Annotated in this window: 15 protein-coding genes; 5 read left to right on the forward strand and 10 right to left on the reverse strand. The window is 38.3% G+C overall.

The features are described 5' to 3' along the window. Window positions 1–12: 12 nt before the first annotated feature. The 8 genes from pal to ruvA form a co-directional block, all read right to left on the reverse strand. The gene (gene pal, locus KO505_RS08145) at window positions 13–579 is read right to left on the reverse strand and encodes a peptidoglycan-associated lipoprotein Pal (protein ID WP_216054944.1); all 567 of its coding nucleotides are present in this window, start codon (window positions 577–579) and stop codon (window positions 13–15) included. A gap of 24 nt (window positions 580–603) precedes the next feature. Next, window positions 604–1,956 carry a Tol-Pal system beta propeller repeat protein TolB gene (gene tolB / locus KO505_RS08150; protein WP_216054945.1) on the reverse strand — a complete coding sequence of 451 codons (1,353 nt, stop codon included), beginning with the start codon at window positions 1,954–1,956 and terminating at the stop codon, window positions 604–606. Window position 1,957: 1 nt separating this feature from the next. Continuing rightward, on the reverse strand, window positions 1,958–2,920 hold the full coding sequence (gene tolA / locus KO505_RS08155; RefSeq protein WP_216054946.1) for a cell envelope integrity protein TolA: 963 nt from the start codon (window positions 2,918–2,920) through the stop codon (window positions 1,958–1,960). Continuing rightward, the gene (tolR, locus tag KO505_RS08160; protein WP_216054947.1) at window positions 2,920–3,342 is read right to left on the reverse strand and encodes a protein TolR; all 423 of its coding nucleotides are present in this window, start codon (window positions 3,340–3,342) and stop codon (window positions 2,920–2,922) included. The genes tolA and tolR overlap by 1 nt, the downstream gene beginning before the upstream one ends. A gap of 7 nt (window positions 3,343–3,349) precedes the next feature. After that, entirely contained in the window at window positions 3,350–4,033 is a 684-nt protein-coding gene (gene tolQ, locus KO505_RS08165; protein WP_216054948.1) for a protein TolQ, read from the reverse strand. Further along, a complete protein-coding gene (gene ybgC / locus KO505_RS08170) occupies window positions 4,023–4,424 on the reverse strand; it encodes a tol-pal system-associated acyl-CoA thioesterase (RefSeq protein ID WP_216054949.1) in 402 nt (133 codons plus the stop codon). The genes tolQ and ybgC overlap by 11 nt, the downstream gene beginning before the upstream one ends. Before the next feature lie 457 nt (window positions 4,425–4,881). Beyond that, on the reverse strand, window positions 4,882–5,895 hold the full coding sequence (ruvB, locus tag KO505_RS08175) for a Holliday junction branch migration DNA helicase RuvB (protein ID WP_216054950.1): 1,014 nt from the start codon (window positions 5,893–5,895) through the stop codon (window positions 4,882–4,884). A gap of 27 nt (window positions 5,896–5,922) precedes the next feature. Beyond that, window positions 5,923–6,531: a Holliday junction branch migration protein RuvA gene (ruvA, locus tag KO505_RS08180; protein WP_216054951.1), complete on the reverse strand. Its 609-nt coding sequence runs from the start codon at window positions 6,529–6,531 to the stop codon at window positions 5,923–5,925. 158 nt (window positions 6,532–6,689) lie between these two features. Between ruvA and KO505_RS08185 the strand changes: the two genes are divergently transcribed. Then, window positions 6,690–7,112, forward strand: coding sequence for a hypothetical protein (locus tag KO505_RS08185; protein WP_216054952.1), 423 nt, complete (start codon window positions 6,690–6,692; stop codon window positions 7,110–7,112). Between the two features lie 16 nt (window positions 7,113–7,128). Here KO505_RS08185 and ruvC read toward each other — a convergent pair whose 3' ends face one another. After that, window positions 7,129–7,653, reverse strand: a complete 525-nt coding sequence (gene ruvC / locus KO505_RS08190) for a crossover junction endodeoxyribonuclease RuvC (protein ID WP_216054953.1) — start codon at window positions 7,651–7,653, stop codon at window positions 7,129–7,131. Between the two features lie 139 nt (window positions 7,654–7,792). Then, window positions 7,793–9,556, reverse strand: a complete 1,764-nt coding sequence (gene aspS / locus KO505_RS08195) for an aspartate--tRNA ligase (RefSeq protein ID WP_216054954.1) — start codon at window positions 9,554–9,556, stop codon at window positions 7,793–7,795. A gap of 301 nt (window positions 9,557–9,857) precedes the next feature. Here aspS and cmoA point away from each other — a divergent pair, with 301 nt between their 5' ends. The 4 genes from cmoA to purM all read left to right on the forward strand — a co-directional run bounded on the left by cmoA (window position 9,858) and on the right by purM (window position 13,629). Continuing rightward, the gene (cmoA, locus tag KO505_RS08200; protein ID WP_216054955.1) at window positions 9,858–10,580 is read left to right on the forward strand and encodes a carboxy-S-adenosyl-L-methionine synthase CmoA; all 723 of its coding nucleotides are present in this window, start codon (window positions 9,858–9,860) and stop codon (window positions 10,578–10,580) included. A 24-nt stretch (window positions 10,581–10,604) separates the two neighbouring features. Continuing rightward, window positions 10,605–11,573 (forward strand): tRNA 5-methoxyuridine(34)/uridine 5-oxyacetic acid(34) synthase CmoB, encoded by a 969-nt coding sequence (cmoB, locus tag KO505_RS08205; protein ID WP_216054956.1) that lies wholly within the window; start codon window positions 10,605–10,607, stop codon window positions 11,571–11,573. Window position 11,574: 1 nt separating this feature from the next. Next, window positions 11,575–12,462 (forward strand): LysR family transcriptional regulator, encoded by an 888-nt coding sequence (locus KO505_RS08210; protein WP_216054957.1) that lies wholly within the window; start codon window positions 11,575–11,577, stop codon window positions 12,460–12,462. Between the two features lie 123 nt (window positions 12,463–12,585). Then, window positions 12,586–13,629: a phosphoribosylformylglycinamidine cyclo-ligase gene (gene purM, locus KO505_RS08215; protein ID WP_216054958.1), complete on the forward strand. Its 1,044-nt coding sequence runs from the start codon at window positions 12,586–12,588 to the stop codon at window positions 13,627–13,629. Window positions 13,630–13,661 lie beyond the last annotated feature (32 nt).

A 13,661-nucleotide genomic window follows, 5' to 3' on the forward strand; every position in this document is an offset into this window, starting at 1 on the left:
AGTTTTTACCTATTAATATACTAAAACAGCACGACGGTTTTTAGAGAAACCAGCGTCTGTACGAGACAAATCAATTGGCTTTTCTTCACCGTAAGAAACAGTTGTCATTTGGCTAGCAGAAACACCTAAGCTTTGTAGATATTGAACAATAGCTTTTGCTCTACGCTCACCTAGTGCGATGTTGTACTCAGGAGTACCACGTTCGTCACAGTGACCTTCGATCATTACTTTAGCGGCAGGATTTTTTGTTAAATAATCTGCGTGAGCTTGTAACAATTCCATGTATTCGCCATCAACACTTGCAGTGTCGTAATCAAAATAAACAGTTTGTTGCTGACGTAAAGTATCGTACTTTTCTTGTTGAATTTCTTCAGGCGTTTTAGCAACTTCTAAAGTATCAACTTGAACAGTATCTACTGTGCCAGTTTGAGTATCCATACCCTCAGTTTGCGCTTGTTCCGCTTCTGCGTTAGTAGTTTGTGACTTTCCAGCTGATGAATCAGATGTTGCGCCACATGCTGTTAAAACTAAAGCAGGAATAGCGATTAGTAACCCTTTGGTAATTGCACTGAATTGCATTGTATATACCCTTATAAAACGTTGTTAATTTAAAAATGGCGACCATGCAGGCGACTTAACTTGCCCTTTTGAAGCCGGTAATCTCGCTTTAAAGCGTCCATCAATTGAGACCAATGCTAATACTTGTCCACTGCCGTGCATAGTACTATATATAATCATTGATCCATTTGGCGCTACACTAGGACTCTCATCGAGCCTAGTTTTTGTCAGTACTTGAAAGTTTCCTGACTCTAATTCTGTTTTGGCAATATGATAATTACCACGAGTTCTATTTACCATAACTAGATGTTTTCCATCCGGTGTTATCGACCCACCTAAATTCATATCACCATCAAATGTTAGGCGTTTCACTCGCTTAGTTGCTAAATTTACGCTATAAAGTTGCGCATTACCACCACGTTCTGAACTGAATACTATTGATTTTCCATCAGGAGCCCAACTAGGTTCCGTATCTATTGCTCTATGATTAGTCAATCTAGTCAATGTTTTATTGCTTAACTGCAATAAATACAGCTCTGGATTACCATCTTTTGATAACACCATCGCTAAACTTTGACCGTCTGGACTCCACTTAGGCGCGCCATTAATTCCTTCATAAGACGTCACTAACTCACGCTTACCTGTATAGATATCTTGGACATACACCTGAGAACGGTTATTTTCGAAGGTAACGTATGCTAACTTTTTACCATCAGGTGACCATGAAGGAGACATTAATGGCTCTGGAGATTTAACTAATTCAATCTCGTTTGCCCCATCATAATCAGCAACGACTAATTTATATGGGTATAAGTCTTCGTATTCAATGGTTATATAGGCTACTTTTGTTAAAAAAGCGCCACGTTCGCCAGTTAATTGTTCATAAACGATATCACTGATCCTATGACCATAAAATCTAAATTGGCTTGTGGCAATGATTACTTTTCGTTCAAACATAATATGGTCTTTTGTTTCTATTAACCGACCATCTTTTAATGCTTGCACTTTCCCACCCGTTATCTGACCACGAAGTACATCAATCAATTCAAAATTGACCGTAAAACGATCTAACGTATCGTCCTCTATTGTGCCCACTAATATAGCTTCAACGCCCGTTGATACCCAAGATGAATAATCCACTTCGCCATCGGTTTGCGGTAGTTGTGGCATGTCTTCTTGTTTAATTGGGTTAAATTTACCGCTACGCATTAAATCCGCAGCTACAATTTCAGCTAAATTTAAAGGTAACGTTGCTGTGCCGTTATATTTAAAAGGTACAATTGCAATTGGACGAGCTGTGTTAACGCCCTCTGTAATAACAATTTCTAACTTTGCTAATGTTGGTTGTGTCCACACTAAACAAACGATTGATAAAATGACTAAACCTATTCGATTCATATTATAACTTTGGCTCCACTTTAAGACTGATGTCTTTTAATTCTTGATATACATCTGGTTCTTTTGAAACTGGTAATGTTTCCGCTTTTAGCACCGCACGTTCGGCTGCTTTACACACTTTGTTATCACCTGAAATGATGTTAACACTTGTCACCAGTCCACTAAATGCAAGTTTAATATTTAAACTACACGATTGACCTTTCATAGAATCATCAACAATTAAATACTGTTGGATACGTCCCATAATTAACGCAGTGTACTTTTCTTTTTCAGTTAGTACATATTTTTGACGTATTTTATTCCGAGCACTTTGTTCTTGGGCCAGTTGCTCTTGCATCATTTTTTCTCTGATGGCCTGTTCTTTGGCCTCTTGTATTTCTTGTTCTTTTTTTCGTTTAGCTTCTTCTTCTTTTCTTATGCGTTCTGCTTCAGCTTCTTTTAATGCTTTTTGCTCTGCTTCTTTTTTCTTTTTCGCATCTTCAGCCGCTTTTTCTTGCGCTTCTTTGTTTCTTTTTGCAGCTAAGGCTTCTTTTTGCGCTTTATCTGCTTCTTTTTCACGTTTAATACGTTCTTGTGTCGCATTTTCAGCTTTACGTTTTTCAGCTAACGCTTTTTTCTTTTCTTCAGCGGCTTTCTTTTTGGCATCTGCTGCAGCACGTTCACTATTGGTTTTCTGCTTTTCAAGCTTTTGTAAATTTCTTTTAGCTTCTTCAGCTCTCACTTCAAGATCTTTAACACGTTTTTCTTCTGCAGCTTTGGCATCTAACTTTTGTTGTTTAATCTTACTAACTTGTTTATCCAAAGACGCCTGATCGATAACGACAGCATCAATAGCTGAAATTTCGGGAACTTCAGGTTCTTTCTCAGGTGCGGTGAAGTTAAAACTTAGCGCTAAAATAACGCCAAAGAAAATATGAACACCAAAAGATTTGATTATATGAATGATATATTCACCTACTTGCATTATTGTTTAGGCTCCGTCATTAATCCTACCGAAGGGGCACCCGCTCTTTGTAATAATGTCATTAATTCAATCACATAATTATATTCAATCGAACGGTCGGCTTTAACAATAACAGGTGTGTCTGGATCAACTTGTAAGCGAGCAGCAACCACCACAGCTAAATCGGTTGCTGACATAGGTTCATTTTTATCACTACCTGTTGCTAAAAAGTATTCACCTTTCGCATTAATAGAGGCAATCATAGGTGGTTTTGAATCTTGATCTAAAGGTTCGGCCGTCGCTTTTGGCAAGTCGACTTTGACACCTTGAGTCACCAATGGTGCTGTCACCATAAATATGATCAACAACACCAACATAACATCAATATATGGCACAACATTTATTTCGGCCACAGGTTTACGTTTAGTTCGAATAATTTGCATAATTTATTTATACCGCAACGTTTGCTGTAACTTCTCTATGTAGAAGGTTGGAGAATTCTTCGATAAAGTTGATGTAATTAGTTTCTAACATTTCAACTCGACGAGCAAAGCTGTTATAAGCTAGTACTGATGGTATTGCTGCAAATAGTCCCATAGCCGTCGCGATTAAAGCTTCAGCGATACCTGGTGCAACCATACTCAATGTTGCTTGTTGAACTTGACCTAATGCTAAAAACGCATTCATGATCCCCCAAACGGTACCAAACAAACCAATATACGGGCTAATTGATCCTACGGTAGCCAAGAAACTCAAATGACTCTCAAGGGATTCGGTTTCTTTTGAAAGGCGAACACGCATAGCTCTGTGTGTGCCTTCCATATAAACCTGAACGCCACCAACGCTATTTTTCTTTAAGCGTGCAAACTCTTTAAATCCATCTTTAAATAGGGACTCTAAACCAGTGGAACTAGCTTTAGCGGTAATTTCACTATACAAACGGCCTAAATCAACACCTGACCAAAAACGTTGTTCAAATTCTTTAGACTGTTTTTCTGCGTTTGCCAATACATTTCTACGTTGAAAAATTAAAGCCCATGATGCGATAGATAAACCTAATAAAGTTAACATCACCAGCTTTACAATAAAACTTGCTTCCCAAAACAATCCAAAAAAACTTATATCAGCTTGCACTTTGTAAAACCTCTAAAATATCTGCCGGTATTGCCATAGGCTTCATAACCGAAGAATTAATACATGCAACTTGCACTTTTGCGACAAAAACAAGTTGCTCATTTTCATTTATCACTTGTTGTAAAAACTCAACACTTGCTCGTTTTAGCCGGACAATATTGGTTTCAACAGTAAGCATTTCATTAAATCTTGCAGCGTGACGAAAGTCAATTTCCATCGTCTTGACCACAAAGGCTATATTCTGCTTAAGATATCTATCTTGTTCAATACCTAAATACCGTAAATATTCAGTACGCGCTCTTTCACAGAAATTTAAATAATTGGCGTGATAGACAATACCGCCAGCATCTGTGTCTTCGTAATACACTCGTATCGGAAATTGAAAGCTCAACCTAACTCCTACTTAGTAATATTTTATGCATAAATATCCGTTAAATACTTTGATTTTTGAATATCCATTCAATGTAAATACCATTATTTAAAAATATAATTGTTATTAGTATTACTAACGCGTTTAATATTTAAACAAATAATTCAACGCACTATTAATAAAGGCCTACAATTGATTTTTTTACTTTATATATTGCTTATATAGAACAACCCACTCAATTTGACATTAGTTTTTGTAATGCAAGAAAACAATTTTTCTAGTTTGAAGTATTTACTCTAGTCTCTATAATGCTCGCATCTTCTGAGGCGGCCTAGCCACTCAGAATCGAAGTAACTAATTTATGTAACTTCTTCTATTCATGTTCCCTGGAATTTATTCCTTTTGACCCATTCTTATTGAATGGGTTTTTTTTTGCCTCAAACTTAAGCTTAAACAGTGTTTACACGCTCAGACCGCTTTAACTTTCACGGTCTGGTAAATCAAAACCTAAATGGGTATAAGCCCTAGGTGATGCAATTCTGCCTCTTGGTGTACGTTGTAAATAACCTTGTTGAATTAAATATGGTTCTATTACATCTTCAATGGTGTCACGTTCTTCTCCAATGGCGGCTGCAATGTTATCTAATCCTACCGGTCCACCATCAAATTTTTCAATCATGGTAAGTAATAACTTTTTATCCATATAATCAAAACCTTGGCTATCAACATTGACCATTTCAAGTGCATCTTTAGCTATCTCTACTGTTACCACACCCTCATTTTTTACATCAGCAAAGTCTCTTACTCGCCTTAGTAGACGGTTTGCAATACGAGGAGTTCCCCTAGCACGTTTAGCAACTTCTAACGCCGACACTTCGCACATCTCCATATTAAGTACATTTGCCGAACGAATGATGATGTTTGCTAGGTCTTCAATTTTATAAAACTCTAATCGTTGGACAATACCAAACCTATCTCTTAACGGAGAGGTTAATGCGCCAGCTCGCGTGGTTGCACCGATGAGTGTAAAAGGAGGTAAGTCTAATTTAATGGAACGTGCGGCAGGCCCTTCACCTATCATGATATCTAGCTGATAGTCTTCCATTGCAGGATATAAAATCTCTTCCACAACTGGACTTAAACGATGAATTTCATCAATAAACAAAACGTCATTTTCATCTAAATTAGTTAACAATGCTGCTAAATCACCTGCTTTTTCTAACACTGGTCCAGAGGTGGTTTTAATACTCACACCTAATTCATTTGCCACAATGTTTGCTAACGTCGTTTTACCTAAACCAGGAGGTCCAAATATTAACAAGTGATCAAGTGCTTCTGAGCGTTTGGTCGCGGCTTCTATAAAGATCGACATTTGATCTTTCACATGAGGTTGACCTTGATAATCCTCGAGTAATTTAGGACGAATGGCTCGGTCAATGACTTCATCTTCCCGAACGGCTTCTGCACCCACTAACCTATCTGCATCAATCATTAGAAACCTTTACTACTGTTAATTGCATCACAACATATTCTTAAGTGCTTTACGGATCAACATTTCACTGCCTTCACCTTCAACATAAACGGATTTTACTGCTTTATTTGCTTGTTGCGAACTATACCCTAATGAGCTTAAGGCAGAAACTGCATCATCAAAATCTGAATGACTACTTTTTAATAAAGATGATTCCATTGACATTTTTGGCATAAATTCAGGAGAAACATCCAACGCTTTGATCCGATCTCGCATTTCAATTAACAAACGTTCTGCGGTTTTTTTACCAACACCAGGCAATTTAACAAGCGTGGTCACGTCATCGTGTTCAACACAAGTAACAAATTGCTCGGCGGTTAAGCCAGACAAAATTGTTAATCCCAACTTAGGGCCTACCCCATTTGCTTTGATTAATAATCTAAATAAACTGCGTTCTTGTTTGGATGCAAATCCATACAATAACTGTGCATCTTCACGCACCACAAAATGCGTGTATATAGTCGCTTTTCCGCCCTTATCTGGGAGTTCATAAAAGCTAGTTAATGGCATTTGAATTTCATACCCAACGCCGTTTACGTCGAGCAGTATATCAGGGGCTTGTTTTTCAGCGACTTCGCCGGTTAATCGTCCAATCATGTGTTTGATCTTTGTTTATTCGCAATTACTGTAAATATACCCAGTTATCAGGGAAGTTGAAAGTGTAAATCTAAAAGATTTAGTTATCGCGGTTTATTTTTGATGTATAATTAATCAAGTTGTTATCTAGCTGCAAAATATTATATTTAGTGAGAATCATGTCTGAGCTTTTTTATAAAAACCAATTTGGAAGTGTTAGCCTCACTATTGAAGATAATATTATGGTCGCACAGTTTAAAGGGGCAATTTCCAGCGGAATAGTCTCTTACTTTATCAAAGCCTCCGAAGTCGCTTTAACTAAGATTAAAACACCACATTGGGGATATGTTAGTTATTCAGAGCAAGCCGATGCCGCGACGCCAGATGCGTTAAAAGAGCTATTCATCGTTGGCCAAAACTTCCATAATGCAGGCTGTGTAAAATCTGCATATGTTTTAAAATCAGCTATCGCCATTTCTCAAGTAAAAAAGCTTAGGGACAGTATTAATGTGACAGAGCCTTTAAGCGATGTGTTGTTTGATGAATTAGAAGACGCAAAACAGTTTGTTTCTGAGTACCTTAAAAGTTATCAACCCAATTAAGCCGCTGAATCTATTGTTATCTTCGTAAACGCCCTCGTACCGTTTTACGTGCAACACCTGCCATGTTAATCAAACTTTGATTAGTATTACCATGACAAATCGCTACAGCTAATGCATCTGCAGCATCCGCTTGTGGTTTACCATCCAATTTAAGAATTTGCTGGACCATATGTTGGACTTGGCTTTTATCCGCGGCACCACTGCCTACAACCGCTTGTTTAATCTGTCTTGCAGAATATTCAAACACAGGCAATTTACCTTGAGTGGCGGCAACGATTGCACTACCACGAGCTTGACCTAGCTTTAATGCTGAATCTGGATTATGTGCCATAAACACTTGCTCAATGGCAAAAGTGTCAGGGGTGTATTGTTTGATGATTTCTGATACGCCTGCAAAAATCGTATCCAGTTTAATAGACAAATCAGCATCCGGCGTCCTAATACAGCCACTACCAATGTAATGAAATTTAGAACCTTGCTGCTGAATAATCCCATACCCTGTAATTCGAGAGCCGGGATCGATACCTAAAATTATTGTCATTGTTACCTTAAACTCGCCATGAACTGATATGCAACCTTTGCAAAATTAACTTATCACATGTGTAAAAACAACAAAGCCAGTTATATCTAAATAACTGGCTTTGTATTATACCAATTGAATTAATTATGTAATTAAACAGTTAATCTGCTTTTTTAATTACATTAATACCTAAGTCTTCTAATGCCGCTGGATTAGCAAAACCTGGAGCTGATGTTAACGGACAAGCCGCTGTTGAAGTTTTAGGGAATGCCATAACATCACGGATTGATTCTGCGCCAACCATTAACATAAGCATACGGTCTAAACCAAATGCTAAACCAGCATGTGGTGGAGCACCATATTGTAATGCTTCTAATAAGAAACCAAATTTCTCTTCAGCTTCTTCATCGCTAATGCCTAAAATTTTAAATACTTGGGCTTGCATATCTTGTTTATGGATACGAACAGAACCACCACCTAGCTCACAACCGTTTAATACCATGTCATAAGCATCAGATAATGCCGTTGCTGGGTTAGCAGCTAACTCTTCTGGAGTCATATTACTTGGTGCCGTAAACGGGTGATGAAGCGGTGTTAATGCACCGCCTTCTAATTCTTCAAACATTGGGAAGTCAACAACCCACAATGGTGCCCATTTGTCTTCAACTAAGCCAAAATCTTCACCTAGTTTCAAACGTAATGCACCTAATGAATCAGTAACCACATTATAAGTGTCAGAACCAAACAATAAGATGTCGCCATCTTGAGCGCCCGTTCTTTCGACAATAGCTTTCGCTACATCTTCAGATAAGAATTTAAGGATTGGAGATTGTAAACCCTCAAGGCCATTGTTAGCTTGATTTACTTTGATCCAAGCTAAACCTTTAGCGCCATATTTACCAGCGTATGCTGCATAGTCATCAATTTGCTTACGAGACAAAGAAGCGCCTGTAGGTACTTTAATTACCGCCACACGCCCTTTTTCATCGTTAGCTGGACCACTGAATACTTTAAAATCTACGTCTTTTAATAAATCAGCAACGTCGGTTAATTCTAATGGGTTACGTAAATCAGGTTTGTCAGAACCAAAACGCGTCATTGCTTCTAAGTAGGTCATTGACGGGAATTCACCTAAATCAACATCTAACAATTCTTTAAATACCGACTTAACCATGCCTTCAGTCATGCCCATGACTTCTTTGCCAGACATAAAGGTAGTTTCAATATCTATTTGCGTGAATTCAGGCTGACGGTCAGCACGTAAATCTTCATCACGGAAACATTTAACAATTTGATAATAACGGTCAAAACCCGCCACCATTAATAGCTGCTTAAATAGCTGAGGTGATTGCGGTAACGCAAAAAATTGACCTTTGTGCGTACGACTAGGTACTAAATAATCACGTGCGCCTTCTGGCGTTGCTTTAGTTAGTATTGGCGTTTCAATATCCAAAAAGCCGTGAGCATCCATATAACGTCTTACCGCACTCGTAACTTTAGAACGGAACTGTAAACGCTCGTTCATTACTGGACGACGTAAGTCTAAGTAACGGTATTTTAAACGTTGTTCTTCAGAGTTATCTTGGTTGAAGTCCAAAGGTACTGGAGCAGATGCGTTTAGAATTTCTAAATCTTTTACATACAATTCAATTTCACCAGTGGCCATATCTTTATTAATTTGGCTGTCTGGACGAGCACGAACGATACCGGTTAATTTTATGCAAAATTCATTACGTAATTTATTAGCAGGTTCAAAAATTGCTTTTTCATCTGGGTCGATAACCGCTTGTACAATCCCTTCACGGTCACGCATATCTATAAATATTAAACCACCAAGATCACGGCGTTTATTCACCCAACCACACAAAGTAACTTCTTGACCTTCTAAGCTTTTATTAAGCTGACCACAATAATGAGAACGCATTTATCTACCTATGCTGTAATTAATCTGTACAAAAGATGGCCACACATAATGGTGAACATCCAATAAAATGGCGCTTATTATAAAGACTTGAGCGATAAAGTCACCGCTTAAAGTAGAAGTATTTCTCACTAACTTTATCAATCGATCAGCACAACCACCTAGTTTCAAATCTGTTTTTCTATTGAGTCATTTAATAAGCTGTGTTTTGTCGGGAAAAAGAAACTCAACAAATTCATAGCCAGTTATTCACAATTTAAGATAAAATAGGCCATTAATTCTGTTTGTAAAAAAGTACCTTCGTATGCGTGACGAGATATATTCACAGCCACATAAACAAGTTGACGACTTCACCTTTGATAAATCCGTTGTAGAAGTTTTCCCGGATATGATCCAAAGAAGTGTTCCAGGTTATGCCACTATTGTCAGTACGATTGGTAAGTTATGTGAACAGTTTCATCAGGCGGATAGTAATATCTACGACTTAGGCTGTTCGTTAGGTGCCGCAACCTTATCTATGCGAAAATCGGTTACTAAACCAAACTGTCAAATTGTCGGTATTGATAACTCCCAAGCTATGGTCGACAAGTGTCGACTGCATATAAAAGCATATGTGTCTGACGTACCAGTCTCAATTGAGCTAGGCGACATACAAAACTATCCTTTAGTAAATGCTTCTGTCGTAGTAATGAACTTTACTATGCAGTTTATCGAGCCTGAACAACGTGCAGCATTAGTACAAAAGATTTACGACAGTTTATTACCTGGTGGTATTTTGATTGTTTCTGAAAAACTACGTTGGGAAAATACCGGAATTAACAATGCGATTAATGACCTACATTTAGACTTTAAGCGGGCAAATGGTTACAGTGAATTAGAAATTAGCCAAAAGCGTAGCGCCATAGAAAATGTAATGAAAATAGACACTGAGCAAATGCATATAGAGCGACTAGCAACGGCTGGTTTCAAACAACATTCTATATGGTTTCAGTGCTTTAACTTTGCTTCATTTATCGCCATCAAGTAATAACGAGAGATCTAAAGACTATTTATGACCCATTTTTTTAATACCTTTTATAGTGTTATCGCCAACAACAAACTTGCCCATTGGTTAGATGTATTACCAAACCAATTAAACACTTGGTATCGAGATTCTCTGCATGGTGAGTTTAAAGATTGGGTTAAAAACATAGAACTATTACCACAAGTAGTCCCGTCAGATATTAATATTGAAAGCTCTGTTTCCGTTGGTTCCACCGACACGATGAGTCAAGGTCTACAGAAAAAAACCACTCACCATTTGATGCAAATGAAACCGTGGCGTAAAGGTCCTTATCACCTACACGGTATTCATGTTGATACCGAGTGGCGTTCAGATTTTAAATGGGATCGTTTAATTCCTCATATCTCAGATTTAACGGGCAGATATGTATTAGATGTTGGCTGTGGCAGTGGATATCACTTATGGCGAATGAAAGGGGCTGGTGCCAAGTTTGTCGTGGGCATTGACCCGACACAATTATTCTTAGCTCAATTTTGGGCTGTGCAACACTTTATGCAAAATCCAGAGGTAAACTTGTTACCACTTGGTATAGACGATCTACCAGAATTGAAAACCTTTGATACCGTATTCTCTATGGGTGTGCTGTATCACCGCAAATCACCAATGGATTTTTTACAGCAATTAAAAAGACAATTGGCTCCTGGTGGCGAATTGGTATTAGAAACGCTTATTATCGAAGGTGACGAAAATACCGTTTTAGTGCCACAAGACAGATACGCAAAAATGCGTAATGTTTGGTTTATCCCAAGCGCCCAAGCATTAACTAAGTGGTTAGAGAAAGTTGGTTTTAAAAATGTACGTTTAGTTAACATTGACCAAACCACATTGGATGAACAACGTAAAACCGACTGGATAGATACGGAATCGTTAGAAGATTTTTTAGATCCGAACGATCCAACAAAGACCATTGAAGGTTACCCTGCTCCGCTACGTGCCATATTTATAGCCAATAACTAATATGCCAAGTTATCGTCCCAAAACAACAATTGAACAATGGCGTATATTACAAGCGGTTGTTGATTTTGGAGGGTATGCACAAGCTGCTACTGCATTAAATAAAAGTCAATCTAGTCTTAACCATGCCGTCACTAAATTACAATCTACTTTAGGTGTCCAGTTACTCGAAGTTAAAGGCCGAAAAGCCTTTTTAACTGATGCCGGTAATGTGATGTTAAGGCGTTCAAGAACCCTTACTCAAAACATTGAAGACATGGAACAGCTTGCTGATAACATGACAATGGGCTGGGAAACAGAAATAAAGATCACCACAGAGATCATTTATCCCAAACAAAAACTCTATTCTGCGTTAGAACAATTTTACCCTGAAAGCAGAGGCACAAGGATTCGTATTACGGACCAAGTGATCACAGGCACCAACGACAGCATACTAAACAAAACCGCAGACTTAGTAATAGGCGCAATCCCACCTGAAGGGTATTATGGCGACCGTTTAGAACAAGTTAATTTTGTTTGTTATTGCGGTAAAGGACACAAGTTGGCATCCAGAAAACAAGTGTCATTAAATGAGCTTGAACATGAATTACAAATAGTAATTAGTGATACAGGTAAAACTCCACAGGCCGATACAAATTGGTTAAAAGCAGAACAACGCTGGACTGTGACTAATTTTTATCACGCAATCGACCTGTTAAAACGGAATCAAGGTTTTTGTTGGATCCCGACGCACTTTATTAAAGCAACGGGTGTTCAACATGAATTAGTGGAAGTGCCACTAACCACTCAAAAAACGCGTTCAATAATCACCCAATTAATCATTCCAGATCCGATAAAACTCGGCCCCGGCGCTACATTACTGAAAAATTTAATTTTAGAGCAATATAAATAACAATTCTTGGTTATATATTGCCCCAATTTGTTATAAAATGCCGCCCGTTTAGTCTATATATCTAATTTGACATCATAAATTCAAGTTCAGTTAGATATCACCCCCACATTTGAGGAAATAACGTTGAGCGATAATCAATCTTTAAGCTACAAAGACGCTGGTGTAGACATCGATGCAGGAAACCTGTTAGTCGAACGAATTAAAGGTGCGGTAAAACGCACCACTCGTCCAGAAGTTATGGGCGGACTTGGTGGTTTTGGTGGTTTATGTCAAATCCCTAAAGGCTACGACGAGCCACTATTGGTAGCCGGCAATGACGGTGTTGGTACAAAATTACGTTTAGCTATTGATTTGAAAAAGCACGACACGGTAGGCATCGACTTAGTTGCAATGTGTGTAAATGATCTCATCGTTCAAGGTGCTGAGCCGCTATTCTTTTTGGACTACTACGCTACAGGTAAACTTAATGTTGATGTCGCTGCTGATGTGGTTAGTGGTATTGCCGACGGTTGTGTGATGTCAAACTGCGCATTAATTGGTGGTGAAACTGCTGAAATGCCAGGCATGTACGAAGGTGATGATTACGACTTAGCAGGATTCTGTGTTGGTGTAGTAGAAAAAGCAAAAGTTATCGACGGTACTAAAGTGAAACCAGGTGATCAATTAATCGCGTTAGGTTCATCAGGCCCTCACTCAAATGGCTATTCACTTATTCGTAAAGTTATTGAAGTTTCTGGTGCAGACTTATCTGCAGAATATGAAGGTAAAGTTTTAGCTGATCAGTTAATGGAACCGACTAAAATATACGTAAAATCAGTATTAAAACTGCTTAAAAGTGTTGATGTACATGCTCTGTCTCATATCACAGGTGGTGGTTTCTGGGAAAATATCCCGCGTGTATTACCGGCCAATACAAAAGCTGTTTGTAATGGTGAATCTTGGCAGTGGCCTGCGGTATTTAACTGGTTACAAGAAAACGGCAACATTGAAACACATGAAATGTATCGTACCTTTAACTGTGGTGTAGGTATGGTGATTGCTGTAGATAGTGCTGATTTAGAATCAAGTATTCAAATTCTTAAAGACGCAGGCGAAAATGCTTGGCACATTGGCGAAATCCAACAAGCTGCTGACGGTGAAGAACAAGTAGAAATCTCTGGAGTATAACCAGTGACTCAACCTGTTAAGACTCTTTCGTC

It is taken from the genome of Psychrosphaera sp. F3M07 (assembly GCF_018860345.1).
GTDB lineage: Bacteria > Pseudomonadota > Gammaproteobacteria > Enterobacterales > Alteromonadaceae > Psychrosphaera > Psychrosphaera aquimarina.